Source organism: Streptomyces cinereospinus, from assembly GCF_042430725.1.
Classification (GTDB): domain Bacteria; phylum Actinomycetota; class Actinomycetes; order Streptomycetales; family Streptomycetaceae; genus Streptomyces; species Streptomyces cinereospinus.
The window spans coordinates 42,915-65,805 of record NZ_JBHMCY010000027.1 but is presented as its reverse complement, the minus strand read 5'-3'; the positions used below and the strand labels follow the sequence as shown (position 1 = coordinate 65,805).

The following is a 22,891-nucleotide window of genomic DNA, read 5'->3' as shown; positions in this document are numbered from 1 at the left end:
TGGCGAGAGATGAAGCCTAGTGACGTGTGGTCAATAGTGCGACGGCAAATGGCCACTTGGCACCCGGAGAACCGGTTCCCGCCCCGGATGCGCCCCGTCGCCGCCCATGTCACTCACGTCTCGGCCCGGGCGGGCTGACAGACTGCCCGGCATGGGGTCGATCCACACGTTCATGGCGGGCATCAACGACTATCCGTCCGCGGTCGCACCGCCCCTGAAAGGCTGCGTCAACGACGTCACCGAGGCGCACCGGCTGGTGACCGACCGCACCGCGGGCGGCGCCCGGACGCGGACCGTGCTGGACGGCGCGGCGACGGTGGCGGCGGTCGAGGACGGGATCCGGACGTTCCTGGGGGCGGCCGGGCCCGGGGACACGGCGTTGTTCTGGTTCTCCGGGCACGGCACGCAGCAGCTGGCCACGGGACCCGACCTACTGGTCGAGGCCACCGGGTTCAACCAGGCGCTGGTGTGCGCGGACGGCCCGCTGCCCGACAAGCGGCTCGGCGCCCTGCTCGACGCGGTCGCGGCCCGCGGCGCCCACGTGGTGGCGGTGCTGGACTGCTGCTACTCCGGGGGCGCCAGCCGGGACGGCCTGCCCGGGGGCCTGACGGCGCGGTACGCGCCGCCGCGGCCGCGGTGGGCGGTGCCGGCCGGGAGGCAGGCCACGCCGCCGCAGGGCCCCGCCCGGCACGTGCTGCTGGCGGCCAGCCGGCTCGACGAGCTGTCGTACGAGGGCCACTACGGCGGCCGGCGGCACGGGGCGTTCACGTACGCCCTGCTGGACGCGGTGCGCGCGGCGGGCCCCGACGCCACCTACCGGCAGTTGCTGTCCGCGGCCGGCGCGCGCGTACGGCGCTCCGGCGGGCGGCAGCGGCCGGTGCTGTTCCCGCAGACGCCGGGCGGGGCGGCCGACCTGCCGTTCCTCGGGGGCGCGGTGGCGGAGCCGGCCGGTGAGCATCTGCTGCGGTACGCGGCGGACGGCTGGGAGGTGGACTGCGGCACCGGTCACGGCCTGCGGGACGGGGCGGGCGCCGAGGGCACGGAGTTCGGCGTGGTCGGGGCGGCGGACGCGCCGCCGGGCGCGGTGCTGCGGGCCCGCTCGGTGCGGGCCGACCGGACGCTGGTGGCGCCGGCCGGCTGGACGCCCGATCCCGGACGGGTGTACCCGGTGAGCCTGACCGCGCTGGCGACCCCGCCCGCGACGGTGAGCGTGCCCGGCGGTCCCGCGGCCGGCCCGCTGCGGGCCGCGCTGGACACGCACGGCCCCGGCGGCGGCCCCGCGCCCTTGCTGCGGCTCGTCGACCGGCCCGAGGACCACGGCGATGTGCACTTCCGGGTGGCGGTGCACGGGGACCGCGCGCGCGTGCTGGGCCGGGACGGGACGGACTTCGTGGACCCGCTGCCCTTCACGGGGGACGGCGCCGCCCGGCGCGTGGTGGACTGCCTGGACCACCTCGCCCGCTGGCACCGGCTGCGCGACCTCACCTCCCGGCCCTCGGTGCTGGACAACCTCGTGCAGGTGGAGGTCGTCCCGTGGGACGCGGCCGACGGCGGGCCGCTGGTGCCGGACGGCAGCGGCGACCTGGTCAGCCGCTACGCCCCGCCGGGCACGCCCGGGCCGCGCGAGCCGTGGGTGTCGATCCGGCTGCACAACCGCTCCCCGCACCGCTCGCTGTGGTGCGTGCTGCTCGACCTCACCGACCGCTACGCCGCCGACCCGGCGCTCTTCCCCGGCCACGTCATCGGCCCGGGCCGCACGGGGTACGCCCTGGACGGCGACCCCGTGCAGCTGTCGCTGCCCGCCGGCCGGGCCGCGGTACCCGGCGCGGAGTGCCGGGACTGGCTGAAACTGATCGTCGCGGAGAGCGAGCTGAGCACGGCGCCGTTCCGGATGCCGGCCTGGGACCCGGACGCGCCCGGCGGCCGCGCGGCCGCCGGCGATCCGGCGGCCACCGGCGTCCTGCGGTTTCGCGCGCCCGCCGGGACGCGCGAGGCCGGGCCGGTCGCGGCGGGCACGCCCGGGCGCTGGGCGACCCGGACGATCGCCCTGCGCACGGTGGTGCCGCCTACTGGCCTAGGTGCGTGAACCCGGCCCAGGCGCTCAGGTCGTCGGGGTCGACGCGCGCGGCCCGCTCGGCGAGCCGGGCGGGCAGCCCGGCCGGCAATTCGCGGGCCGGGTCCAGCATCCACAGCTGGGCCCGGCGCAGCGCCCTGGCGGGCGGCTCGCCCTCGGTGCGCAGGAAGTGGTGGGTCAGGAACATGAGCACCGAGGTCGCGTCGTCCGGCACCGGCCACAGCGAGCCGATCACCGAGCGCGCGCCGGCCACCAGGAACGCGGTCGCCAGGCTGTACGCCTCGTTGTGGCCGCGTCCCGACACATGGCTGCGGCAGGCCGCCAGCACCACCAGGCCGAGCCGGTCCCGGCCCGCCCCGGCGACCGCCTCGGTGAGCTCCTCGGCCGCCAGCTCACCGTCGTGCAGGGACAGGTGCGCGGTCCGGCGGGCGGTGCGGGCGATGGAGGCATGGCAGGCGAGGTGCAGCACGGCACCCTCCTCACCGGGGCCGTCCCCGTCCGTGCCGGTCAGCCAGGACAGCACCTCCCGCGGGGTGCCGGGCCCGTCGGCGCCGCCGCTCTCGCGCCGCCCGAGGAACCGGCCGCGCGGGTAGAACGCCCGCTGCACGGCGTCGGCCTCCGCACCGGCCCAGCGCAGGTCCCCGGTGGGGTTGCCGACGACCAGCGCGGCGCCCCGGTGGGCGGCTCCGGGACGGGCCGCCACGTCGCACAGCAGGCGGGCGGAGGCGGCGTACGAGATCTCCGCCTCGTGCAGGGCGTAGCGGCGCCGCCCGTCCGGGCCCTGCGCCCAGGCGGCGTGCCAGGGGACCAGGCCGAGGGTGCCCATCGGGACCAGGACCAGCCGGGGCGGCCGCCCGGTGCGGGTGGCGAACACGTCGAGCAGCGGGCGCGTCCCGGCGTACCAGGCCCAGCCGCACAGCCGGTCCAGCCGTTCCCGCAGGGACGGCTGGTCCGGCCGGGCGCCGGACCAGCCGGGGACCGGGCCGAGCACACGCTCGTCCACCCGGGCCGCCGCCCCGGACGGCGCCCCGTCGCGGGCGTCCTGCGCGAGCCGTGCGGCGTCGGCGTGCGGGGCGCCGGCGTAGGCGCGCAGCGCGGGCGCGTCCTCCGTGAGCGTCGGCAGCGGCACGCAGTGGACGGCGCCGGTGGAGGTGACGACGACGGCGGTGCCCGGCGTGTCGTCGCCGGCGGGGACCAGGTAGACCAGGGCGTCCTTGCGCAGGGTGCGCAGGGCGGTGGCGATCTCGTCCGGACCCGGCGGGTCGAGCAGGCGGTCCTGGGTGGCGTCCGAGCCGGTGAGGGCGGCCAGCACCCGGCGGCGCAGCGCGCTCGGCACGGACATCGGCGCCCGCGCCGCGGTGAGCGGGTCGGCGGGCGCGGTGGCCAGGCCCGCCGCACGCCACTCCGCGGCCAGCGCCTCGTGCCCCGCCGCCAGCAGCCGCTCGGGCACCGTGCGGGAGGTGGTCGCGGCGTGCAGCAGCAGGCCGCGGCAGGCGTCGAGGGCCTGGACGGCCTCGTCCAGGGCGTGGTCGCGCAGGCACCAGCCGGCGACCTCCAGCGCCGTCGTGGTCGCCATGGCCACGGCCTGCGCGGCGTGCTGGGTACCGGACTGCACCAGCGCCGCCCAGGCGTGCCCGCGCAGCGCGTCCAGGCCGGTGCGGCGGCCCCGGCCCTTGTCGTCGCGGCGCAGCTCGCCGCGGGTGCGGTAGGCGCGGCCGAGGGCGAGCCCGGCGCTCGCGTAGAGCCGGTGCTCGGGGCCGCCGGCGGTGCGCAGGGCGTCCTCCAGCAGGGCGATGCCCCGGGCGAGGTGGCGGTCGCGGGCCGTGGGCAGGTGCTGTGTCCCGGCCAGCCCGCAGTGGCCGACGCCGAGGCAGTAGCCGTACCGCAGCTTGCTGTCGCTTCCGTCGTCGACCAGGTCGTACGCCTCCTGGATCAGCTCCATCGCCTCGCCGACGGCGACCGGGTCGCCGCTCTGCCCGGCCCGCATGAAGCGGTTGACGCCGTTGTCGCCGAGCACCCAGGCCCGGTGGTCGCGCGGCAGCCCGCGGGCGGCCCGGCGCAGTGCGGCGACCGTGGAGCGGCCGGTGAGCGGGGGCGCGGGCGGGGCACCCAGCTCCTGGGCGAGGCGGTCGCGGGCGGAGCGGGCGTTCTCCGCCATCGTCCACAGTTCGAGGCGGGTGACGTCGTCCGGCTCCAGCTCCGCGTGCACCGCGAGCAGTTCGGCGAGGTGCGCGTCGGTGGCGGCGAGGTCGCCGCGCTGGGCGGCGGCCTGGGCGTCGAACCCGGCCTGCTGGGCGCCCATCACGCGGCGCTGGTAGGGCGAGAGGGCGGGGCTGTCGCGCAGCTGGCGCCACATCTCGCCGGCGGTCTCCAGGTCGTCGTGGGCCCCGGCGGTCTGCCCCCGGTGGCTCATGGCGGCGAGCCGGGCCAGGTCGATGCCGTGCCCGAGCCGGTCGTCGGTGCCGCCCGCCGGGCCCGCCCCGGCCCCGTCCTCGGCGCCGCGGGTGAGACCCGCCGCCGCGTCGGCGCGCGCCAGGTGGTCGAGGACGGCGTCCATGCCGCGGCCGGAGCCGCTGAGTTCGCCGCGCAGCCGGGCCTGGGCAACGACGGCGTGCGCCTTGCGCTGCCACTCGGGGTCGTCCTGCCCGTACGCCAGGACGGTGTCGATGAGTTCCGTCTTCTGCGCCTCGGTGACGAGCGTGCCGTGCGGGTCGAGCAGCATTCCGTGGGACAGCAGGTTCAGGGCGAGGTAGGCGCGCTCGGACGTCTGCTGCCGGCTGGTGAAGTACGCGTACCCCTTGCCCCACGCCTCCGCGGCCGCGCCGGCCCCGCCCAGGCTCTTGAAGATGCCGGGGGAAGTCGTCGTCGGTGTCGCCGAAGTTCAGCGAGCCGATGCCGCCCTCCAGGTCGTCGAGCAGGCCGAGGTAGGTCTCGGGGGCGCCGGCCGGGCGCAGCGCCTCGGGGACGTCCTCCGGGGAGCCGGGGGTGATGCCGTGGTCCTGTTCCAGGGTCAGCCAGGCCCAGCCGCCCATCGCCCGGGCGACCTTGCGCAGGCCGCCGGCGAGGCTCTCGTCCTCCAGGACCAGCGCGGCGGCCTCGGCGACGTCGTGCAGCCGCCGCGGGTCGGGGTCGTCCCGGTAGCGGCTCTGCTGGAACATCCCGAGGAAGAACGCGGTGATGGTGACCAGCCCGTCCCGTTCGGGCTCCCAGATGTCGACCGCCCGCCGGATCAGCCCGATCGCCCGGTCCCGGCCCGGCGCGTCGCCCCGCGCGCTCGCCCGCTCGTACAGCAGCCGCCCGAAGCTGTCGAGGAACACCGGGGTGAGCCGCTGCACGTCCTCGGGGCCGGCGAGCAGTCCGTTCAGCTCGACCTCGGCCGCGGCGGCCTGCGCCTGGTCCTTCCAGCTGGCCCAGAGCAGGAAGCGGACGAAGGCGCTGCGGATCCCCGCCTCCCACGCCCAGGGCGGCTCGTGGCCGGTGCGCTGCCGGGCCTCCAGCAGCGCGGTGCCGAACTCCTCGCGGGCCTGCTCCAGCGCGGCCCGGTCGGCGGTGACCCTGCCGTGCACCATGAGGGCGAGGCCGTGGCTGTAGCGGACCAGCGGCAGATCGCTGGTGGGCAGCGCGGCGTCGAGCACGGACCGGTAGTGGGCGGCGGCGGCCGCGGCGTCCGCCGGCACCCGGTCCAGCTCGCACCGCTCCAGGTACAGGAAGCCGCGCGCCTCGGCCAGGTCGACCGCGTCCCGGCTGCCCGGCTCCAGCGTCGCGGCGGCCGTCTCGTGCCGGCGCAGCGCCTCGTCGAGCAGGTCCAGGCGCTGCCGGGCGGGTCCCTCGCACTGCGCGTAGCGCTGTCTGGCGCAGGCCGCGAGCAGCCGCGCGCCCAGGTCCCGCACGAAGGCGCGGTCGGGGTCGTCGGGGGGCAGTGCGGCGGTGCCCTCGGTGAGCAGCTCCCAGATCACGTCGACGAGTTCGGCGCGCGGCTCGATGTCGTACTGCAGGGCCCGGACGTGCCCGAACGCCACGCGCCAGGCCCCCCAGTCCGGGTCGTCGCCGGGCCTGCCGAAGGCCAGCTCGAACGCCTGGGCGGCCAGCTCCAGGTCGCCGGGGTCGTCCGTCAGGACGTGCAGCCGGTAGCTCAGCTCGCCGGCCAGCGCGCACAGGGTGGGCGCGTCCGGGTCGTCGGAGGCGGTCGCGGCGAGGGCGTCGAGGGTCTCCTCGCGCCGTGCGCGCAGCTCGTCGATCAGGTCCTGGGTGTCGTCAGCGGTCACGGCGCGGGCTTTCCGGGGTCACGGCCGGTTTCCGGCCGCACGGGGGCGGGCTGTCCGGGATGGCGGCCGGTTTCCGGCCGCACGGGGTGAGCTTGGGTCACGGCCGGTTTCCGGCCGCACGGGGGCGGGCTTTCCGGGATGGCGGCCGGTTTCCGGCCGCACGGGGCGGGCTTGGGTCACGGCCGGTTTCCGGCCGCACGGGGCGAGCTGGACGTGGCAGGGCAGCAGCACCGCGTTCAGCCACGCGCGGCCCTCGGCCGTGCCGAGGTGACGACCGGGGCCACGAAGCCCTGCGGGTGATCGCCCTCGGCGAGCAGCGGGGCCACGATGCCCGCCGTCGTCACCACGGCACACGGTCCAAGGGGCCGGGGGTTTCTCAGCCCAGGACGGCGAGGGCGTCGATCTCGATGAGGAGCCCGGCGGGCAGCCCCACGTAGACGGTGGTCCGCGCGGCCGGGGGCTGGGTGAGGCCCTGCTCCTCGAAGTAGGCGTCGTAGATCTCGTTCATCTCGGCGAAGTGGTCCACGTCCGTCAGGTAGACGCGGATCATCATCACGTCGTCCCAGGTGGCGCCGCCCTCTTCGAGGATCGCCCCGACATTGGCGAGGGTCTGGAGGGTCTGCTCGCGCAGGGCCGGGCCGGCCGGGGTGGGCGCCTTGCCCTCCTCGTGGGGCAGGAAGCCGACCTGGCCGGCGACCTGGAGGATGTTGCCCTTCCTCACCCCGTGGGAGAACGTCGCGGGCGGGACGGTGTGGGTGGCGGGGGTCAGGGCGGTCTTCGCGGTCATGCCGGCTCTTTCGTCGGGGTCCTGCCGGAGTACTCGCCGCTGACGGCGTCCGCGGTGCGGCGGACCAGCGGGAGCAGGGTGAGGAGTTCGTCGCGGGTGACGACGACGTTGGGCGCGGACACCGACATCGCGGCGACGACCCGGCCGTCGGCGCCGCGGATGGGGGCGGCGACGCAGTTGATGGACTCCTCGTGGCCACCGAGGTCGGTGGCCCAGCCCTGTTCGCGCACCTTGGCCAGCTCCCGGAGGAAGGCCTCGGGGCCGGGTGTCGAACGGGCCGTGTACAGGGGGTAGTCGAGCTTCTCCGCCAGGGCGCGGCGCTCGGGCTCGGGGAGGTCGGCGAGGAGCAGCTTGGCCACGGCGGCGACCGTGATGGCGACCGGCTTGCCGATCCGCGAGTACATCCGCACCGGGTAGCGGCTCTCCACCTTGTCGAGGTAGAGGACCTCGTTCTCCTCGTACACCGCGAGGTGCACGGTGTGTCCGCACTGCTCGTTCAGCCGCACCAGGTGGGGGTGGGCGACCTCGCGGATGTCGAGGTTCTCCATCGCCTCCTGGGCGAGCGCGAAGAGCCGGGCGCCGAGGCGGTAGCGCTGGTCGGACTGGCGGTAGACGAAGCCGTGTTCGTGGAGGGTGCGCAGCAGGCGCAGCGCGGTGGACTTGTGCACGCCGAGGCGGTCGGCGACCTGCCCGAGGCCGGCGGGCCCCTCGGCGAGCAGCGGCAGGATGCTCAGCGCGCGGTCGACGGTCTGGCTCATGGCGTCCGTACCTCCTCCAGGGCCCGATCAACGGCGTGCGTCCAGCCGGGGCCGAGTCGAAGTCTCCCCCACGCGTCGCCGTCCAGGGCGGCCAGCCGGTCGGCGTGGTCCCGGGACGGCGGTACGGCGAGGTCGCCGGGGACGGTGAGCGCGGCGGCGGCCCACAGGTGCCCGTGCCGCAGCCGTGCGCGCGGCGGCAGCCCGCGCAGCGTGCCGGAGAGGAACCCGGCGGCGAAGGCGTCCCCGGCGCCGACGGGGGCGACGACGTCGACGCGGGGTGTGGGTTCGGTGACGGGGCCCGGCCGGCCGGATGCCTCCCGCGCGAACACGGTGGCTCCCGCGGCGCCCTGCTTCACCACGAGCGTGGCGGGCTCGGGGAGCAGCTCCCGGACCGCCCCGGGCCCGCCCGTCAGCCCCCAGGCCGCCTCGGCCTCGTCCTCGCCGACGAAGACCAGGTCCGCGCCGCGCGCCAGGTCCAGCAGCACCCGCGCCCCGTCGGCGTCCCGCCACAGCCCGGGCCGGTGGTTGACGTCGAACGACACCAGCGGGCGCCCGGCGGCGGGCGCGGTCAGCGCGCGCAGCAGCCGCAGGCAGCCGGCCGACAGGGCGGCCGTGATGCCGGACAGGTGCAGGACGCGGCCCGCCCGTACGGCGGCCGGGTCCACGTTGTCCACGGCCATCGCGGACGCCGCCGAGCCGGCCCGGTAGTACGCCACCTCGTGGGCGTCGGTGGCCCGGTCCCCGGCCGTGCGGAAGTAGACGCCGGTGGGCCGGGCGGGGTCGCGGCGGACGGCCGACACGTCGACGCCGTACGCACCGATCGCCTCGACCAGGTGGTCGCCGAAGCCGTCCGCGCCCACGCTGCCGACCCACCGGGCGGTGTGCCCGGCGGCCGCCAGCACGCACGCCACGTTGGACTCCGCGCCGCCGATGCCGCGGTCGAAGGACGGGACGTCGGCCAGGCGGCCCGGCCGGGTGGGCAGGAACGTGACCATGGACTCGCCGAGCGCGACGACGTCCACGACGCCGGGGGCGGCGCAAGGGCCGGTGGCGGTCACGATGGTCAGGACTCTCCGTCGGTGTCGCGGGTCAGGGCGGCTCCGTTGACCCCGCGTTGGCCGAGATGTTAGACAGCAGTGAGCGACATGCGCAATATATGTTGCATATATCGCAACGCGCCAGATCAGGGAGATCCATGGCTCTCGACCCCGGCCCCACCGCCACCGAAGCGCTCGCCCGCCTCGCCGAGGAACGCGTCGACCACCGCTTCAAGGGCCTCCCGCCCGACGCCGGCGGCCTGACCGTCGGCGAGCTCGCCGCCCAGCGCCGCAACCTCTTCACCGGCGGCTTCACCACCCCGGTCCTCGCGCTCTCCGCCGAGCACCTGGAGCACAACCTGCGGCTCATGGCGGCGTACACCGACCGCCACGGGCTCGCCTTCGCCCCGCACGGCAAGACCACCATGGCCCCGCAGCTGTTCCGGCGGCAGGCCGAGCACGGCGCCTGGGGCGTCACGCTCGCCGTGCCGCACCAGGTGCGGGTGGCGCGGGCGTTCGGTGTCCGGCGGATCTTCCTGGCGAACGAGCTGGTGGACGCGGCCGCCCTGCGCTGGATCGCCGGCGAACTGGCCGCCGACCCCGCCTTCGCCCTGGTCTGCTACGTCGACTCGGTGCGCGGCGTGGAGCTGATGGACGCGGCGCTGCGCGGCACCGGCCGGCCGCTGGACGTCGTGGTCGAACTGGCCGCCGGCGACGGCGCCCGCACCGGCGTCCGCACCGGGGCCGAGTGCGCGGCCGTCGCCGACGCGGTGGCCGCCGCGCCGGCCCTGCGCCTGGCCGGCGTCGCGGGCTACGAGGGCGAGGTGCCCGAGGCCGACCCCGGCCGGGTGCGCGCGTGGCTGCGCCGGCTGGTGGCGCTGGCGGCGGAGTTCGACCGGGCGGGGCGGTTCCGGGGCGTGGACGAGATCGTGGTCAGCGCGGGCGGCAGCGCCTGGTTCGACGCGGTGGCGGACGTGTTCGCGGAGATTCCCCGGCTGAGCGCGCCGGTGCTGAAGCTGCTGCGCTCCGGCGCCTACGTCTCGCACGACGACGGCCACTACCGCGAGCTGACCCCGTTCGCCCGGGTCGCCGGGGAGGGCGCGCTGGAGCCCGCCTTCCGCCTGTGGGCGCAGGTGGTGTCGCGGCCCTCGCGGGAGCAGGCCTTCGTCAACGCGGGCAAGCGGGACGCGGCGTACGACCTCGGCCTGCCCGTCGCCCAGGTGGTGCGCCGGGACGGCGCCGAGCGCCCGGCGGCCGGCATCGAGGTCACCGCGCTGTCCGACCAGCACGGCTGGCTGCGCACCGCTCCGGAGGCGGACCTCGACGTCGGGGACTGGCTCGGCATGGGGCTGTCCCATCCGTGCACGTCGTTCGACAAGTGGCAGCTGATCCCCGTGGCGGAGGCGGACGGCACGGTCGTCGACTACGTCCGCACGTTCTTCTAGGAGGCCCGGCATGGCAGACCTCGTCATCCGTGACGCGGACGTCGTCGACGGCAGCGGCGGACCCGCGTACCGCGCCGACGTGGTGGTGGACGACGGCCGGATCGTGTCGATCGTCAAGGAGGCGGCCGCGGCGGGCTGCCAGCGCCCCACCGCCATGCGGGAGCTGGACGCGGAGGGCCTGGTCCTCTCCCCCGGCTTCATCGACATGCACGCCCACAGCGACCTCGCCCTGCTGCGCGACCCCGACCACAGCGCGAAGGCCGCGCAGGGCGTGACCCTGGAGGTCGTCGGCCAGGACGGGCTGTCGTACGCGCCCGTCGACGACCGCACCCTCGCCGAGGTCCGCCGCGCGATCACCGGCTGGAACGGGTACGGCGACGACATCGACTTCGACTGGCGTTCGGTGGGCGGGTACCTGGACCGGCTGGACCGGGGCGTGGCGGTCAACGCGGCCTACCTCGTCCCGCAGGGGACGGTCCGGGCGCTGGTCGTGGGCTGGGAGGACCGGCCGGCCACGCCGGACGAGCTGGACCGGATGCGCCGGCTGGTGGCGGAGGGCCTGGAGCAGGGCGCGGTCGGGATGTCGTCCGGGCTCACCTACCCGCCCGGCATGTACGCCGCGGACGCCGAGCTGACCGAGCTGTGCCGGGTGGTGGCCGGGTACGGCGGCTACTACTGCCCGCACCACCGCTCGTACGGGGCCGGGGCCCTCCGGGCGTACGCGGAGACGGTCGCCCTGGCCCGGGAGGCCGGCTGCCCGCTGCACCTCGCCCACGCCACCCTGAACTTCGGCGTCAACCGGGGCCGCGCCCCCGAGCTGCTCGCCCTGCTGGACGACGCCCTCGCGGCCGGGGCGGACATCAGCCTGGACACCTACCCCTACACCCCGGGCTGCACCACCCTGGTGGCGCTGCTGCCGAGCTGGGCGAGCGAGGGCGGCCCCGAGGAGACCCTGCGGCGGCTCACGGACGACGCCACCGCCGAGCGGATCCGCCGCGACCTGGAGGTGACCGGCGCCGACGGCTGCCACGGCGTCCCGGTCGAGTGGGACACCGTCGAGATCTCCGGCGTGACCGGCCCGGCCCTGCGCGAGTACGTCGGCCGGACGGTCGAGGACTCGGCGGCCCGGCGCGGCGAGGCCCCCTGGGTCACCGCACGGCGGCTGCTGGTCGAGGACCGGCTGGGACCGACGGTCCTCCAGCACGTCGGGCACGAGGAGAACGTCCGGGCGATCATGCGCCACCGTGCGCACACGGGCGGCTCGGACGGCATCCTGCGGGGCGCCAAGCCGCACCCGCGCGCGTACGGCACCTTCCCGCACTATCTCGGCCGGTACGTGCGGGAGCTGGGGGTGCTGTCGCTGGAGGAGTGCGTCGCCCGTCTCACCGCCCGCCCGGCGGCCCGGCTGCGGCTGCCGGACCGGGGCCTGGTCCGTGAGGGGTACCGGGCCGACCTGGTGCTCTTCGACCCGGCGACGGTCGCCGCGGGCGCCACCTTCGACCGGCCGCGCACGCTCCCGACAGGCCTCCCGCACGTGCTGGTCGACGGCCGTTTCGTGATCGAGGACGGCCGGCGCACCGACGTGCTGGCGGGGCGGGCGGTGCGCCGGACGCCCGTCCCGGCCTGAGCCCCGCCCGCGCCGCCGGCTACCTGGGCCGCTTGTCCCCGCCGTGCCCGCGTCCCGGGTGGCCGTCGCCGTCCCCCGACCCGTCGCCGGCAAGGGTCCCGGTGGCGGCCGGAGCCGGCGGGGGTGCCGTCGTGGACGCCTCCGCGGTGGGGGCCGACGAGGCGGTGCCGCCGCTCGCCGACGGGCCCGGGGCCGCGGCGGAGGTGCCGGGGGCGGGGCTGCTCGCGGCGGCGGGCGCCGTGGCCGGACCGCCGCCGTCATCCGTCGCCGCGCGGGACGGCGTCACCGGCCCGGGGTCGTCCGCGGCCGGGCTCGTCCGCTCCCGCTCGCCCTGCACGGCGCCCCCGGAGGACGACCCGGAGAAGGAGAACCCGGCGATCAGCGCCGCCGCGCCCACCGCGCCCACCGCGCCGGCGGCCACCGCCACCCGCCGCTGCCGCCAGGAACCGGGCTTGCGCCGGGACCGGCGGGGCCCCGGGGGCGCCACCGGCGGCAGCTCGCGCGTCTCGTCGTAGGCGTTCTGCCAGCCGTGTGCGGCCGCCGGGTCGGCGTACTCCTCGTAGGCGGGTATCTGGTCCGGCCGCAGCTGCGGCTGGTACACGAACGGCGGACCCTGGGATTCACCCGTTCTGGGGGGCTCTGACATGGCCACGCATCCTAAGGGCTGGCCCGAGGTCAGGGACAGCGGAGGCACACACCCACCCAAACCCGACGTCTCATGTGGCGGAAAGCACGAGCCGCGACGCGGCACACGGCCGTAAGCTCCCAGGCATGCAGGTGATCCAGTCGACCAAGCTCGCCAACGTCTGTTACGAGATCCGGGGCCCGGTGCTCGAGGAGGCGATGCGCCTGGAAGCGGCCGGTCACCGCATCCTGAAGCTGAACACCGGGAACCCGGCCGCCTTCGGCTTCGAGTGCCCGCCGGAGATCCTGGAGGACATCCTCCGCAACGTCTCCACGGCCCACGGCTACGGCGACGCCAAGGGCCTGCTGGCCGCGCGCCGGGCGGTCGTCATGCACAACCAGACGCTCGGCATCGAGACGGACGTGGAGCACGTCTTCATCGGCAACGGCGTCTCCGAGCTGATCACCATGGCGATGCAGGGCCTGCTGGACGACGGCGACGAGGTCCTCGTACCGGCGCCGGACTACCCGCTGTGGACGGCCGCGGTGTCCCTGTCCGGCGGCACGGCCGTCCACTACCGCTGCGACGAGCAGTCCGACTGGATGCCGGACCTCGCCGACGTCGAGCGCAAGGTCACCGACCGCACCAAGGCGATCGTGATCATCAACCCGAACAACCCGACCGGCGCGGTCTACGACGAGGCGGTGCTCAAGGGCCTGACCGACATCGCCCGCCGGCACAACCTGCTGGTCTGCTCGGACGAGATCTACGACAAGATCCTGTACGACGGCGCCCGGCACGTCCCGACCGCGGCCGTCGCGCCCGACCTGCTCACCCTCACCTTCAACGGCATGTCGAAGGCGTACCGGGTGGCCGGCTACCGGGTCGGGTGGGTGTCGGTCTCCGGCCCGCGCGCGCACGCCGACTCCTACATCGAGGGCCTGACGATCCTGGCGAACATGCGCCTGTGCGCGAACATGCCCGGGCAGCACGGCGTGGTCGCGGCCCTCAGCGGACGCCAGTCGATCAACGACCTGGTGCTGCCGGGCGGCCGGCTGCGGGAGCAGATGGACGTCGCCTACGAGATGCTGACGCGGATCCCGGGGGTGACGTGCGTCCGCCCCAGGGGCGCCCTCTACCTCTTCCCCCGGCTGGACCCCAAGGTCTACAAGATCAAGGACGACCGCCGGCTGGTGCTGGACCTGCTCCGGCAGGAGAAGATCATGGTCGTGCACGGCACCGGCTTCAACTGGACGGAGCCGGACCACTTCCGGGTGGTCACCCTGCCGACGGCCGGCGACCTGCGGGACGCGATCGAGCGGATCGGCACCTTCCTGGACGGATACGGCCAGTTCTGAGGCCCGCGCGGCGCGGACCCGCCGGGCTCGGTCGCCACGGCTCAACTTTAGACGAAATCCAATGTAGGATGGCTTCTGCCAAGTACAGGAGGCCATCCCATGTACGAACCGATCCGCGCCAAGTCGGTCCACACGATGGCCGGCACCTCCGACTTCCCCCACCGCTCACGCGAGGAAGAGCTGGACATCCAGCTCGCGGGGCACCTCGCGGCGCTGCTCGCCGTCACCGACGAGCTGCGCGCACGGGCTCCGTCCGACGACCTGGACACCGCCGCCGTCCGCCTCGCGGAGCAGGTCGCCCGGCTGCGGGGAGGCCGTCCGCCGGCCCGCACCCCGGCGACCGCGGCCGCCGGCCCGCACCTCACCGCCCTGCACCGGCGCGCCCACACCCTGGCCGGCCGGGCGCTGGTGGTCGCCGCGTCCCGGGCGGACACGGCGGCGGCGATCCTGACGGCCGAGCGGATGGACGCCCACGCGGCCCGTCTCGGCCCCCGGGAACTCGCCGCCCGCTGAGCCCGACCGGGGCTCCCCCGTACGGCCCCGGTCCGCGTGCACCCGCAGCGACGCGCGGACCGGGCGCCACCGCACCGCGTGCGCCCGCCGTTCCCTCTCCTCCCGCCGCGGGGCCCTGCGCCTTTCCGTTTCGTGAGGGGCTGGTCGCGCGGTTCCCCGCGCCCCTGGGGAGGTCGTTGCGTACCGGGACCTTCAAGTCACCCCCCGTTCACCCCGGACGGCAGGGAACGTTGGGTTCCGGGAGCACGCTCCCGGCGTGAGACGAATCGCAGGCATCGTCCTCGCGGTGTTGCTGATCGGCGGCGTGGTGGCGGCCGTCGTGGCAGGCCGGGACAACGGGGACCAGGGCACGGCAACGAAGACCGTGCGTGGCGTGGTCGGGTCGGAGAAGACGGAGTTCTTCGCCGATCCCCAGGTGGTGGACGCCCTTGCCGCCAAGGGCTACACCGTGCGGGCGGAGCCGTCCGGGTCGTGGGCCATGGAGGACCTGGACCTGAAGGGCTACGACTTCGCCTTCCCGTCCAGCACGGCGCCCGCCTACGCGCTGGCCGACAAGTACCGGGCGCAGCAGCCGCTGCCCCGCCCCTTCTACTCGCCGCTGGTCGTCATCGCGCACCGCAACGCCGCCGAGGTGCTGGAGGCCAACGGGCTCGTCACGCTCGACGCACCGCACCGCGGCACCCTGCGGATGGAGGCCTACCTCGACGCCGCCCGGGACGACCGCACCTGGCAGCAGCTCAAGGGGGCGGACGGGTACGGCGAGTTGCGCGGCACGCTCTACATCGCCAGTACCGATCCCGCCACCTCCAACTCCGGCGCCCTCTACCTCGCCGCCGCGTCCTGCGTCGACAACGACGGCAACGTGGTCGCGAGCGACGCCGACGTCCGGCGCACCGCGCCGCTGCTGCGCAAGCTGGTCGTCGTGCAGGGCGCCCAGCAGTCCAGCTCGGACGGCGCCTTCCGGGACTTCATCAGCGGGGCCGGCAACCCGCTGGTCCTGGTCTACGAGTCGCAGGTGGCCGCCCTGCTGGCGCAGGGCCAGGGCGTCGACGACCTGACCGTCCTCTACCCGGACACCACCGCCACCAGCGACCACACCGTGGTGCCGCTGACCGAGGACGGCCGCGAGCTCGGCCGGCTGCTCACCACCGACCCGGTGCTGCGCAAGCTGGCCGTGCGGCACGGGTTCCGTCCGCAGGGCGCCACCGCCGAGTTCACCGCCGCCACCGCCGACCTCACCGACTACCTGATGCAGAAGCTGACCGTGCGCCAGGCGCCCGTGCCCACCTCCGAGGTGTTGCAGGAGATGGCGCGCCGGGCCCGCGGACAGGGGGGAACAGCCACATGAGCGACTACGGCCTCGGCCACAGCGCCAGCCAGAACATCAGCGCCGGCCGCGACGACTCCTTCAGTCTCACCCCGCCCGAGCCGGTCGCGCCGGTCCCGCGCGAGAAGGCCGGCGGGCTCGTCCCCGTCGACGACGGCGTCCGTACGGAGATGGCCCGCAAGGCGGCCGACTACGTCGCCGGGCTCGCCGCCCTCGACGCCCGCTCCCCCGAGTTCGCCGGCAAGGTCGGCGAGATCACCGCGCTCGGCGCGGGCGAGATGCGCACCGCGGCCGCGCAGTCCAACCGCATGCTGGAGCGGACCGTGCGCAGTCTGCCCGGCAAGGGCGGCGACGCCCAGGCGAAGGTCGCCGGGTCGCTGGTGGAGCTGCGGCGGGTGGTCGAGGACCTCGACCCGCGCGACCTGCCCGCGTCCCGGGGGCGCACGTTCCTGTCCCGGCTGCCCGGCGGCAACAGGCTGCGCGACCACGTCGCCAAGTACGCCTCCGCGCAGGGGACGCTGAACAAGATCGTGGGGGCGCTGCGCGGCGGGCAGGACGAGCTGCGGCGCGACAACGCCGCGCTGCAGACCGAGCGGGTCCGGCTGTGGGAGACCATGGGCAAGCTCCAGGAGTACGTGGTGCTGACCGAGGCCCTGGACAGCGCGGTCGAGGACCACGTCGGCCGGGCCGCCGACCCCCAGCAGGCCGACACCCTCCGCGCGGACGTGCTCTTCCCCGTCCGGCAGAAGCACCAGGACCTGCTCACCCAGCTCGCGGTGTGCGCCCAGGGCTACCTCGCCATGGACGTCGTACGCCGCAACAACGAGGAGCTGATCAAGGGCGTCGACCGGGCCGCCACGACCACCGTCTCGGCGCTGCGCATCTCCGTCATGCTGGCCTCCGCCCTGGACCACCAGAAGAAGGTCGTCGACCAGGTCAACGCCCTGCGCGGCACCACCGAGGACCTGATCCGGGGCAACGCGGAGATGCTCGCCACGCAGTCCGGCGAGATCCAGCGGATCGCCGCCGACCCGGCGGTCGGCGCGGAGACCCTGCGGACCGCCTTCCAGCAGATCTACCGCACGCTCGACGCCATCGACACCTACAAGGTGCAGGCCACCGAGGCGATGGCCGCCACGGTCGAGTCGCTGACCGCCGAACTGCGCAGCGCCGGTGCCCATCTGGAACGCAGCCGCGCGCAGGACGCCCTGGACGGAGGCCGGGCATGAGACGCCGGATCGCCGCCCTCGCGCTCGCCGCCCTCACCGCGCTGTCCGCCTGCACCGGGCAGGACACCCCCGACGACGACCCCACCGCCTACACCCCCGGCACCCTGCGCGTGCTCGCCTCCAGCGAGCTGAGCGACATGGCCCCCGTCCTGGAACAGGTCCGCGAGCGGACCGGCATCACCGTCCGGGCCACCTACATGGGCACCCTGGACGCCGTCGACCTGCTGGCGCAGGACAAGGCGGACCAGGCGTACGACGCGGTGTGGCTGGCCTCCAACGACTATCTGCGGCTGCGCCCGGAGGTGCGGAAGAAGGTCGTGTCGGAGACGCCGATCATGACGAGTCCGGTGGCCATCGGGGTCCGGCCGGCCACCGTGCGGGCCCTCGGCTGGGAGTCCGGGGACGTCACCTGGTCCCAGGTCGAACAGGCCGTGCGGGACGGCGAGCTGACGTACGGCATGACCGACCCGGCCCGCTCCAACTCCGGTTTCTCCACCCTGGTCTCCGTCGCCTCCGCCCTCTCCGGCGCCCAGTCGGCGCTGACCGACGCCGACGTGCGCGAGGCGGCCCCGCGGCTGCGGGAGTTCTTCAGCGGGCAGGAGCTGACCTCCGGCTCCTCGGGCTGGCTGGCCTCCGCCTACACGCGGCGCGGCACCGTCGACGCGCTGCTCAACTACGAGTCGGTCCTCAAGGGCATCCCGGACCTGACGGTGATCCGCCCCACGGACGGCGTGGTCACCGCCGACTACCCGCTCTCCTCCCTCGCCGCCGCCCGGGCCACCGCCCGCGAGGACGTACGCCGCCTCGCCGAGGCCCTGCGCACCCCGGAGATCCAGCGCGCCATCACCGAGCGCACCTTCCGCCGCCCGGTCGTCGTCTCCGTGCCCCCCGCGACCGGCCTGGACCCCACCCGGCGGCGCGAACTGCCCTTCCCGGCCAGCCGGTCCGTCGCCGAGGGGCTGCTGGACTCCTACGAGAACGAGTTGCGCCGCCCGTCGCGCACGGTGTACGTCCTGGACACCTCCGGATCCATGCGGGGCGACCGGCTGGACCGGCTGAAGTCGGCGCTCACCGGGCTGACCGAGGACTTCCGGGACCGCGAGGAGGTGACGCTGATGCCGTTCGGGTCGGACGTGAAGAGCGTGCGCACCCATGTGGTGGACCCGGCGGACCCCCAGTCCGGCCTCGACGCCATCCGGCGGGACACCCGGGAGCTGGAGGCCGCGGGCGACACGGCGATCTACACCTCGCTGGAGAAGGCGTACGGGCATCTGGGCTCCGGCGAGGACGCGTTCACCTCGATCGTGCTGATGACGGACGGCGAGAACACCGCCGGCGTGACCGCCCAGGCCTTCGAGGCGTTCCACGGCTCGCTCACCGGCGGGCAGCGCGACATCCCCGTCTTCCCGATCCTCTTCGGCGACTCGGACCGCTCCGAGCTGGAACGCATCGCCGAGCTGACCGGCGGCCGCCTCTTCGACGCCCAGCGGGGCTCCCTGGACGGCGCCTTCGAGGAGATCCGTGGCTATCAGTGACGGGGGCGGCAAGGTGCTGGCGTACCTGGAGTCGCGCAAGAACCTCACCGGCTGCGCCTGCGGACTCGTGGGGCTGGTGCTGACGTTCACCTCGGTGGCGGGCCCGTACTGGCCGGTCGTGGTCGTGGGGCTGTACGGCGCGGGCGCGCTGATCGCGCCGCCCGAGCGGCCGGCGCTGCCCGACTTCCCGGATCCGTCCGCCCAGCTGGACGAGGTGCGCGGCGACTTCGAGCGGCTGGAGGCCTACCTCGCGGACGTGGAGCTGCCGTCCGCCGCGACCGCGCGGCTCACCGAGCTGACCGGGCTGCTGCGGGCGCTGCTGGAGCCCGGCTGGGTCGCCGCGGTGCTGGCGCAGGACGCCGAGGGGGTGCACGCGCTGTCCCGGGCCGTGCGGCAGGACGTCCCCGAGGCCGTCGACGCCTTCGTCCGCACCCGGTGGTGGCACCGGATGACGCCGGGGCAGGAGCCTCCGGAGCGGCACCTGGAACGGCAGCTGGCGCTGTTGCACGAGGAGGCGCAGCGCCTGGCCACGGCCCTGCGCGAAACGGAGGCGCGCCGGCAGGAGTCGCACACCCGGTACCTGGAGGACCGCAACCGGTGACGGGCGCGGGCCCCGCACGCCGTCGTGCGGGGCCCGCCGTGCCGTACCGCGGCCGGCCGTGACGACACTGCTGTCCAGGGCAGTGCCGGCTGGACCGGCCCGCGGAATCCGGTGGGTGCGTCAGCCCAGGCGGCGCACCAGGGCGTGGTACTCGTCCCACAGCTCCTTGGGCGTGTGGTCGCCGAAGGTGCCGAGGTGCCCGGGGACGAGCGCGGCCTCCTCGCGCCACACCTCCTTGTCGACGGTGAGCAGGAAGTCCAGGTCCTCGTCGGCCAGGTCCAGGCCGTCGGTGTCCAGGGCCTCCTTGGTCGGCAGGATGCCGATCGGCGTCTCGACGCCCCCGGCCCGGCCCTCCAGGCGCTCCACGATCCACTTCAGCACGCGGCTGTTCTCACCGAAGCCGGGCCAGACGAACGCGCCCTCGTCGTTCTTGCGGAACCAGTTGACGTAGTAGATCCTGGGCAGCTTCTCGGGGTCCTTGCCCTTGGCGACGTCGATCCAGTGGCCCATGTAGTCGCCCATGTTGTAGCCGCAGAACGGCAGCATCGCGAACGGGTCGCGGCGCAGCTCGCCGACCTTGCCCTCGGCGGCGGCGGTCTTCTCGCTGGCCACGTTGGCGCCGAGGAAGACGCCGTGGTTCCAGTCGAAGGACTCCGTCACCAGCGGCACGGCGGTGGCGCGCCGCCCGCCGAAGAGGATCGCGGAGATCGGCACGCCCCTGGGGTCCTCCCACTCGGGCGCGATGATCGGGCACTGCGCGGCCGGGACGGTGAAGCGGGCGTTGGGGTGGGCGGCCGGGATGCCCGACTCGGGCGTCCAGTCGTTGCCCTTCCAGTCCGTGAGGTGGGCGGGGGTCTCCTCCGTCATGCCCTCCCACCAGACGTCGTTGTCGTCGGTGAGGGCGACGTTGGTGAAGACGGAGTTGCCCCACAGCGTCTTCATCGCGTTGGCGTTGGTGTGCTCGCCGGTGCCCGGCGCGACGCCGAAGAAGCCCGCCTCGGGGTTGATCGCGTACAGGCGGCCGTCCTCGCCGAAACGCATCCAGGCGATGTCGTCGCCGATCGTCTCGACCGTCCAGCCGGAGACCGTGGGCTCCAGCATGGCGAGGTTGGTCTTGCCGCAGGCGGACGGGAAGGCGGCGGCGACGTACTTGGGCTCACCCTGCGGCGGGGTGAGCTTCAGGACCAGCATGTGCTCGGCCAGCCAGCCCTCGTCGCGGGCCATCACGGACGCGATGCGCAGCGCGTAGCACTTCTTGCCCAGCAGGGCGTTGCCGCCGTAGCCGGAGCCGTAGGACCAGATCTCGCGGGTCTCGGGGAAGTGGGAGATGTACTTGGTGCTGTTGCAGGGCCACGGCACGTCCTGCTGCCCCTCCTCCAGCGGCGCTCCGAGCGTGTGCACGGCACGCACGAAGAAGCCGTCGGTGCCGAGTTCGTCCAGGACGGGCTGTCCCATGCGGGTCATGGTGCGCATGGAGACGGCCACGTAGGCGGAGTCGGTGATCTCGACGCCGACCGCGGAGAGGTCCGAGCCGAGCGGGCCCATGCAGAACGGGACGACGTACATCGTCCGGCCCTTCATCGAGCCGCGGAAGATGCCGTTCTCACCGGCGAAGACCTCCCGCATCTCGGCGGGGTCCTTCCAGTGGTTGGTCGGGCCGGCGTCCTCCTCCTTCTCGGAGCAGATGAAGGTCCGGTCCTCGACGCGGGCGACGTCGGTCGGGTCGGACGCGGCGTAGTAGGAGTGGGGGCGCTTGATCGGGTCGAGTTTGCGGAAGGTGCCCTTCTCGACGAGCTCCCCGCACAGGCGCTCGTACTCGGCCTCGGATCCGTCGCACCAGACCACGCTGTCCGGCTGGGTCAGTTCGGCGATCTCGTTCACCCAGGAGATCAGTTCCTGGTGGTTGGTCGGGATGACAGGGGGAGCCGCGATGTCGCGCGCCACGATCGCTCCTAAATGAGGGATTTTTGTCTGTCTGCCCCGTGGGGGCCGCGACCCGGATGCTTCGCTCACTCCCTTTGGCGCTCATCCGGTGCCGACCGCACTCATTTGATCATCCGAGGTGCGTGCGCATTTGTCCAGAGGGCCGCCCACCTGAGCGGCGCGGGGAGGGCCACTCACCTGCGGGTTCCTCTGCGTTTCTTTGCGCACACGTTGAGTTCGGATGACCGGTTCTTGGGGGGCGCGGAGGCAACTGCCGTGAGATGATGGCCACTCCCGTGGTGACCTGATCCGTAACTTACGGTTCCGTAGGTACGATTCCGCCCATGACTGCGTCCGTCCCCGACACGCCCTCGGACCCGCCGGTCGCCGACCGGATCTCCGGCGCGCTCTCCCTGCCGCACCCGATCAAGCCCAAGCTCCGCGGCTGGCTGCACCTCGGCATGTTCCCGGCGGTGCTGGTCGCGGGGCTGACGCTGACCGCCCTGGCCGACTCGGCACGCGGCCGCCTGGCCTGCGGGATCTACGCCCTCACGGCCTGCCTGCTGTTCGGCGTGAGCGCGCTGTACCACCGGGGCACCTGGAGCCCGCGCATGGACGGCATCCTGCGCCGGCTGGACCACTCCAACATCTTCCTGATCATCGCCGGCACCTACACCCCGCTGACCCTGCTGCTCCTGCCGGGCAGCAAGGGCCTTTGGCTGCTGTGGGGCATCTGGGCCGCCGCGCTGGCGGGCATCCTCTTCCGGGTGCTGTGGGTGGGCGCCCCGCGCTGGCTGTACACGCCCTGCTACATCGCGATGGGCTGGGCGGCGGTCTTCTTCCTGCCCGACTTCCTGCGCACCGGCGGCATCGCCGTGCTGGTCCTGGTGATCGTCGGCGGGCTGCTCTACAGCGCGGGCGGCGTCGTCTACGGCATCAAGCGGCCGAACCCCTCACCGCGCTGGTTCGGCTTCCACGAGGTGTTCCACACGTTGACGCTGGCCGCGTTCATCGTGCACTACGTGGGGATCTCGCTGGTGGCGTACCAGCACGCGTAGCCGCCGGGCCGGCCGGCCCCGGACGACAGCCGGTGTCACCCCGGGGCGCATGGCCGATAATGACCCCATGACCGCCGCGCAGCCCCTCACCCCCGTGCCCCGCCCCCGGCCCGGGCTGCGCGAGCGGAAGAAGACCAGGACACGGGAGGCGATCCGGGCCGCCGCCTACGCGCTGATCGAGGAGCGGGGGTACGACGCCACGACGATCGAGCAGATCGCCGACCGCGCCGAGGTGTCCGCGTCGACCGTCTTCCGCTACTTCCCCACCAAGGAGGACATCGTCCTGCTCGGCGGCGCCGCGGACGGCCCGCCGCTGCTGGCCGCGTTCCGGGCCCGCCCGGCGGACGAGCCCTGGCAGGACTCCCTGCGGCACGTCATGCGCCAGGCCATCGGCCCCGGCGCCGACGAGCGGCCCGAGGTCACCCGGCTGCGGTGCCGGCTGACGGCGGAGATCCCCGCGGTGCGCTCCCGGATGCTGCAGAGCCTGTCGGAGACCGGCCACCTGCTCGCCCGGGCCGTCGGCGAGCGCTCCGGCCGCGACCCGGACGGCCTGGAGGTGCGGGTCTTCACCGCGTGCCTGGCCGGCGCCCTGGTGGAGGTCGCCCAGTACTGGGCCCGCACCGGCTTCCGCGGCGACCTGGCCGAGCTGGCCGACCGCGCCCTGACCGCGCACGGCGGCGGCGGTTCCGGCGCGGAGAACCACTGAGGTCCGCGCCCCGCCCGTGCGAT

Annotated in this window: 18 protein-coding genes; 12 read left to right on the top strand and 6 right to left on the bottom strand. The window is 74.8% G+C overall.

Annotated features, from left to right (window positions below):
* Nucleotides 1–151 precede the first annotated feature (151 nt).
* Nucleotides 152–2,086 (top strand): caspase family protein, encoded by a 1,935-nt coding sequence (locus ACFF45_RS16210; protein ID WP_381346737.1) that lies wholly within the window; start codon nucleotides 152–154, stop codon nucleotides 2,084–2,086.
* On the opposite strand, the gene ACFF45_RS16205 is transcribed toward ACFF45_RS16210, so the two are convergent.
* The gene (locus tag ACFF45_RS16205; protein WP_381346736.1) at nucleotides 2,067–4,796 is read right to left on the bottom strand and encodes a CHAT domain-containing protein; all 2,730 of its coding nucleotides are present in this window, start codon (nucleotides 4,794–4,796) and stop codon (nucleotides 2,067–2,069) included. The two genes, ACFF45_RS16210 and ACFF45_RS16205, sit on opposite strands and share 20 nt — an antisense overlap.
* A gap of 271 nt (nucleotides 4,797–5,067) precedes the next feature.
* On the opposite strand from ACFF45_RS16205, the gene ACFF45_RS16200 reads away from it, so the two are divergent.
* Nucleotides 5,068–6,429 (top strand): hypothetical protein, encoded by a 1,362-nt coding sequence (locus tag ACFF45_RS16200; RefSeq protein ID WP_381346735.1) that lies wholly within the window; start codon nucleotides 5,068–5,070, stop codon nucleotides 6,427–6,429.
* A gap of 286 nt (nucleotides 6,430–6,715) precedes the next feature.
* On the opposite strand, the gene ACFF45_RS16195 is transcribed toward ACFF45_RS16200, so the two are convergent.
* The 3 genes from ACFF45_RS16195 to ACFF45_RS16185 are packed head-to-tail and all read right to left on the bottom strand — an operon-like array spanning nucleotide 6,716 to nucleotide 8,942.
* Nucleotides 6,716–7,126 (bottom strand): RidA family protein, encoded by a 411-nt coding sequence (locus ACFF45_RS16195; protein ID WP_381346734.1) that lies wholly within the window; start codon nucleotides 7,124–7,126, stop codon nucleotides 6,716–6,718.
* A complete protein-coding gene (locus tag ACFF45_RS16190; protein WP_381346733.1) occupies nucleotides 7,123–7,884 on the bottom strand; it encodes an IclR family transcriptional regulator in 762 nt (253 codons plus the stop codon). The genes ACFF45_RS16195 and ACFF45_RS16190 overlap by 4 nt, the downstream gene beginning before the upstream one ends.
* Nucleotides 7,881–8,942: a sugar kinase gene (locus ACFF45_RS16185; RefSeq protein ID WP_381346732.1), complete on the bottom strand. Its 1,062-nt coding sequence runs from the start codon at nucleotides 8,940–8,942 to the stop codon at nucleotides 7,881–7,883. Before ACFF45_RS16185 ends, ACFF45_RS16190 begins: the two co-directional genes overlap by 4 nt.
* Nucleotides 8,943–9,079: 137 nt before the next feature.
* On the opposite strand from ACFF45_RS16185, the gene ACFF45_RS16180 reads away from it, so the two are divergent.
* Together ACFF45_RS16180 and ACFF45_RS16175 are read left to right on the top strand one after the other, a co-directional pair.
* Nucleotides 9,080–10,366, top strand: coding sequence for an amino acid deaminase (locus tag ACFF45_RS16180; RefSeq protein ID WP_381346731.1), 1,287 nt, complete (start codon nucleotides 9,080–9,082; stop codon nucleotides 10,364–10,366).
* 10 nt (nucleotides 10,367–10,376) lie between these two features.
* Nucleotides 10,377–11,993: an N-acyl-D-amino-acid deacylase family protein gene (locus ACFF45_RS16175; protein ID WP_381346730.1), complete on the top strand. Its 1,617-nt coding sequence runs from the start codon at nucleotides 10,377–10,379 to the stop codon at nucleotides 11,991–11,993.
* Between the two features lie 19 nt (nucleotides 11,994–12,012).
* Here ACFF45_RS16175 and ACFF45_RS16170 read toward each other — a convergent pair whose 3' ends face one another.
* On the bottom strand, nucleotides 12,013–12,639 hold the full coding sequence (locus tag ACFF45_RS16170) for a hypothetical protein (RefSeq protein ID WP_381346729.1): 627 nt from the start codon (nucleotides 12,637–12,639) through the stop codon (nucleotides 12,013–12,015).
* Between the two features lie 125 nt (nucleotides 12,640–12,764).
* Between ACFF45_RS16170 and ACFF45_RS16165 the strand changes: the two genes are divergently transcribed.
* The 6 genes from ACFF45_RS16165 to ACFF45_RS16140 all read left to right on the top strand — a co-directional run bounded on the left by ACFF45_RS16165 (nucleotide 12,765) and on the right by ACFF45_RS16140 (nucleotide 19,181).
* Nucleotides 12,765–13,976 (top strand): pyridoxal phosphate-dependent aminotransferase, encoded by a 1,212-nt coding sequence (locus ACFF45_RS16165; RefSeq protein ID WP_381346728.1) that lies wholly within the window; start codon nucleotides 12,765–12,767, stop codon nucleotides 13,974–13,976.
* A gap of 99 nt (nucleotides 13,977–14,075) precedes the next feature.
* Nucleotides 14,076–14,489: an SCO4983 family protein gene (locus ACFF45_RS16160; protein WP_381346727.1), complete on the top strand. Its 414-nt coding sequence runs from the start codon at nucleotides 14,076–14,078 to the stop codon at nucleotides 14,487–14,489.
* A 256-nt stretch (nucleotides 14,490–14,745) separates the two neighbouring features.
* Nucleotides 14,746–15,837: a hypothetical protein gene (locus tag ACFF45_RS16155; RefSeq protein WP_381346726.1), complete on the top strand. Its 1,092-nt coding sequence runs from the start codon at nucleotides 14,746–14,748 to the stop codon at nucleotides 15,835–15,837.
* Nucleotides 15,834–17,045 carry a toxic anion resistance protein gene (locus tag ACFF45_RS16150; protein ID WP_381346725.1) on the top strand — a complete coding sequence of 404 codons (1,212 nt, stop codon included), beginning with the start codon at nucleotides 15,834–15,836 and terminating at the stop codon, nucleotides 17,043–17,045. Before ACFF45_RS16155 ends, ACFF45_RS16150 begins: the two co-directional genes overlap by 4 nt.
* On the top strand, nucleotides 17,042–18,580 hold the full coding sequence (locus tag ACFF45_RS16145; protein WP_381346724.1) for a substrate-binding and vWA domain-containing protein: 1,539 nt from the start codon (nucleotides 17,042–17,044) through the stop codon (nucleotides 18,578–18,580). The genes ACFF45_RS16150 and ACFF45_RS16145 overlap by 4 nt, the downstream gene beginning before the upstream one ends.
* Nucleotides 18,567–19,181, top strand: coding sequence for a hypothetical protein (locus tag ACFF45_RS16140; protein ID WP_381346723.1), 615 nt, complete (start codon nucleotides 18,567–18,569; stop codon nucleotides 19,179–19,181). Before ACFF45_RS16145 ends, ACFF45_RS16140 begins: the two co-directional genes overlap by 14 nt.
* A 120-nt stretch (nucleotides 19,182–19,301) precedes the next feature.
* Here the strand turns inward: ACFF45_RS16140 and ACFF45_RS16135 are convergent, their stop codons facing one another.
* On the bottom strand, nucleotides 19,302–21,125 hold the full coding sequence (locus ACFF45_RS16135; RefSeq protein WP_381346722.1) for a phosphoenolpyruvate carboxykinase (GTP): 1,824 nt from the start codon (nucleotides 21,123–21,125) through the stop codon (nucleotides 19,302–19,304).
* A 323-nt stretch (nucleotides 21,126–21,448) separates the two neighbouring features.
* On the opposite strand from ACFF45_RS16135, the gene trhA reads away from it, so the two are divergent.
* Entirely contained in the window at nucleotides 21,449–22,162 is a 714-nt protein-coding gene (gene trhA, locus ACFF45_RS16130) for a PAQR family membrane homeostasis protein TrhA (protein WP_381346721.1), read from the top strand.
* 67 nt (nucleotides 22,163–22,229) lie between these two features.
* Complete coding sequence (locus ACFF45_RS16125) at nucleotides 22,230–22,868, top strand: TetR/AcrR family transcriptional regulator (protein WP_381346720.1); 639 nt, start codon at nucleotides 22,230–22,232, stop codon at nucleotides 22,866–22,868.
* The last annotated feature ends 23 nt before the right edge of the window (nucleotides 22,869–22,891 follow it).